Source organism: Streptomyces botrytidirepellens, from assembly GCF_003721215.1.
Classification (GTDB): Bacteria; Actinomycetota; Actinomycetes; order Streptomycetales; family Streptomycetaceae; genus Streptomyces; species Streptomyces himastatinicus.
This window is the reverse complement of sequence record NZ_RIBZ01000571.1, coordinates 1-3,467: the sequence shown is the minus strand read 5'-3', so window position 1 is coordinate 3,467 and position 3,467 is coordinate 1. Positions and strand designations below refer to the sequence as shown.

The window sequence follows — 3,467 nt, the reverse complement described above, 5'->3', positions numbered from 1 at the left end:
CGGTCGGCGGCGTCCTCGGCGGCGGGAGCGGGTTCGGCCGCGGGCTCGGAGCGCGGCGCGTCGATGCCCGCGGCGAGGACGACATGGGGCGCGTCCAGGTCCGCCCGCAGCCGCGCGGCCCGCTCCCGCAGCAGCCGCGGCTCCCGGTCGGGCGCGTCGAGCAGGTCGTCCAGCAGCTCGCCGCGCACCCGCTGTTCGGCCTCGCCCGCCGACCGGCGGGCGAGCTGGAGCAGTGAGGTGACCATGGCGGCGCGCTCCAGGGTGCGCTGGTCCACGGGGTCGAGCCGGGGGTGGCCGTGCAGGACGAGCGCGCCGAGGAGTTCGCCGCCCGCGGAGACGGCCGCGACCCAGTCCTCGCCGTGGCGTACGGCGTGGCCGTCGGCCCGCGACCGGTCGAGGGCGCCCGCGGGCGCCGCGTCCGCCTCCAGGAACTCCACGGATCCGCTCAGCACCTCGGCCACGGCGGCGGCGACGTCCTGCACCCCGCCACCGCGCAGCACCAGCTCGGTGAGCCGGTCGTGGACCTCGGAGGCGCGCTCGATGACACCGCTGCGGTCCCGGATGATCTCGTTGGCGGCCTCCAGTTCGGCCAGCGCCGTCCGGGTCTCGGCGAGCAGGTTGGCCGTGTCGATCGCGACGGCCGCGTGCGCGGCGAAGGAGGCCAGCAGGGCGATCTGTTCGCGTTCGAAGACGCGGACGCGACGGTCGGCCGCGAACAGCACGCCGATGACGCCGCTGCCGAGCAGCAGCGGCACCCCGAGGATGGCGACCAGGCCCTCGTCGCTGACGCCCGCGTCGATGGTGCGGGTGTGCTGGAACCGGGGGTCGTCGAAGTAGCTGTCGGTCACATAGGGGCGCGCGGTCTGGGCGACGAGCCCGCCCAGTCCCTCCCCCATGCCGAGCCGCAGCTGCTGGAAGCGCGCCGAGACCGAACCGTCGGTGACCCTCATGTAGGTGTCCCCGGCGGTCGGGTCGTTGAGGGTCAGGTACGCGACCTCGGTCCCCAGGAGCGAGCGGGCGCGCTGCACGATGGCCTGGAGGACCGCGTCCAGATCGCGCAGCCCGGCGAGGTCGTGGGCGGTCTCGAAGAGCGCGGACAGCTCGGCCTCGCGTCGCCTGCGCCCCTCCAGTTCGCCGCGTACCCGCAGGGCGAGCAGCTTGGCGCGCTCCAGGGCGGCCAGCCGCTCGGCCGGGGCGCCCTCGGCGCGCGCCCGCAGGCCGGGGCGCTCGTATGCCTCGGCGGGCGCGCCACGGGCGAGCAGTTCCAGGTACGGGGTCTCCGGCGGATCGTCGGACCTGGGCGTACTCCCGCCGGAGGCGGCGCGGCCCGGTGAGCGGTCCGCCGAGCGGCCGGGCAGGGGGCCGTCCGGCCGCTCGTACGGCGGACCGTTCGAGGAGCTGTCCGGGGAGCCGTTCAGTGGGCCGTCCATCCGCCGTCCATGCTGAGCGAGGCGCCGGTGATGAACGAGGAGTGCGGACCGCACAGATACGCCACGGCCTCCGCCACCTCCTCCGGCTCGACGAGCCGCTTGACCGCCGCGTCGGCCAGCAGCACCTCGGAGACGACGCGCTCCGCGGAGATGCCGTGCGCCGCGGCCTGGTCGGCGATCTGACGCTCGACCAGTGGGGTGCGTACATAGCCGGGGTTGACGCAGTTGGACGTCACCCCGTGGGGCGCGCCCTCCAGGGCGGCGACCTTGGAGAGCCCCTCCAGACCGTGTTTGGCGGCCACATACGCGGACTTGTACGCGGAGGCGCGCAGCCCGTGCACGGAGGAGATGTTCACGATCCGCCCCCAGCCGCGCTCGTACATCCCCGGCAGGGCGCCGCGCACCAGCCGGAACGGGGCCTCCAGCATCACCGTGAGCACCCGGGAGAAGACCTCCGGCGGAAAGTCCTCGATCGGGCGGACGAGCTGGATCCCCGCGTTGTTGACCAGGATGTCGGCACCCTCGGCGGCCCGTTCAGCCTCGTCGAGGTCGGTCAGGTCCAGGGCGTACGCCTCCACGGTGCCGGACGGGCGAGCCGTCTTGTCGGCCGTCTTGTCGGCGAACGCGACCAGGTCGGCCAGCCCCTCGGTGTCCATGTCGACCGCCCGGACCCGCGCCCCGGCGGCCGCCAGCCGCAGGCTGCACGCCCGCCCGATGCCCCCGGCGGCGCCGGTGACGACTGCGGTACGGCCGGCGAGCCCTGGGGCTTCGGAACTGGATGCGGGGGACGCGCTCATGAGCGGCACACTAGGCGGCGGCCGCGCCCGGACCGATGGGGGCGCGGCACACTCTTCACTCCGCCGGGATGGGGTCGAACCACGTCGGCCCCTCGGCGAGCGCCTGCTTGATCCGGATGAGCGAGAAGTCCTCCAGCTCCGGCAGCGCGTCGAGCGGGAACCAGCCCACGTCCAGCGACTCGTCGTCGTTCACCCGCGCCTCGCCGCCCACCGCGCGGCAGCGGAAGCAGACGTCCATGAACTGGCACTGGTCGTCGTTGGGGTACGTCACCGGCGCCAGCGTCCGTACGAGCACGATGCTCTCCGGAACGCAGCGCACCGCGGTCTCCTCGTGCACCTCGCGCACCACCGCCGTGGCGGGCTGCTCGCCCGGTTCGGGGATGCCGCAGATGATCGCCCAGCGGCCGTTGTCGGCCCGGCGGCCCAACAGCACCCGGTCCTCGTCGTCGAAGACGACGGCGCTCACGCCCGGCAGGTAGAGGAGTTGATGGCCGATGGAGGCCCGCAGGCCGCGGATGAAGTCAGGGGTCGCCATGCGCCGAGGGTATCCGCCGGACCCGAATCCGCGCCGGTGACCTGCGCCGGGCGCCCGTTCTGTGCGCTCGGGGCACGTTTCACCACTGACACATCGTTTCTGCGCAACATATACACATAACTCGCCGCTGGCGCTACCGTTCCTGGTGCATGGCACGCGACGCGACTTCCGGTCGCCGCGCGATGCCCGTCACGACGGGGGGTCGACGGGATGACGTCATCTGCGCTGGAACCGGTCGTAAGGAATCACGACCAGGACCACGACAGCGATCACTACAGCCAGCCGCTGGGCAGTCTGCCCGACATCGCGGGCGTGGCGATCCTCGCTTCCTGCGCCCTCTGGGCGCTCATCTCCGCCATGGGGCGCACCGCGCGCCCCGAGGGGGTGCTGCTCGCCGTACTGGCCGTGGCCGCCGGGTACGCCTGCGGCCGCATCGCCGGATCGCTCCTGCCGGTCGCCTGCGGGGCCGCCGCCGGGCTCGCGGGGCTCGGCCTGTCCCTGGCCGGGTGGAGCGGTCCGAGTGGCCGCCAGGGGCTGGACGCGGCCCAGCTGACCCTGGCCACCGGCGCGGCCTGCTGCGCCGCGTGGGCCGCCCGGCGGACCGCGCTCCGGCTCGCCCTGTGGCTGCTGGCCCTGACGACCACGCTCACCGCGGCGGTGAGCGGTCCGCCCGCGGGGTGGGTCGCGAGCGGCGCGGTCCTGCTG

The 3,467-nt window shown here is 74.3% G+C and carries 3 protein-coding genes and 1 pseudogene; 1 reads left to right on the top strand and 3 read right to left on the bottom strand.

Annotated features, from left to right (window positions below; translation table 11 throughout):
• The 3 genes from EEJ42_RS32980 to EEJ42_RS32970 form a co-directional block, all read right to left on the bottom strand.
• Window positions 1-1,430: GAF domain-containing protein (locus tag EEJ42_RS32980; RefSeq protein WP_246097541.1), on the bottom strand; the 1,430-nt coding region annotated here is incomplete at its 3' end.
• Window positions 1,415-2,227: a 3-hydroxybutyrate dehydrogenase gene (locus EEJ42_RS32975; protein ID WP_123105651.1), complete on the bottom strand. Its 813-nt coding sequence runs from the start codon at window positions 2,225-2,227 to the stop codon at window positions 1,415-1,417. The genes EEJ42_RS32975 and EEJ42_RS32980, both read right to left, overlap by 16 nt.
• A 55-nt stretch (window positions 2,228-2,282) precedes the next feature.
• On the bottom strand, window positions 2,283-2,762 hold the full coding sequence (locus tag EEJ42_RS32970; RefSeq protein ID WP_123105649.1) for an NUDIX hydrolase: 480 nt from the start codon (window positions 2,760-2,762) through the stop codon (window positions 2,283-2,285).
• A gap of 210 nt (window positions 2,763-2,972) precedes the next feature.
• On the opposite strand from EEJ42_RS32970, the pseudogene EEJ42_RS32965 reads away from it, so the two are divergent.
• Window positions 2,973-3,467: pseudogene (locus EEJ42_RS32965) on the top strand (hypothetical protein); the annotation flags it as partial.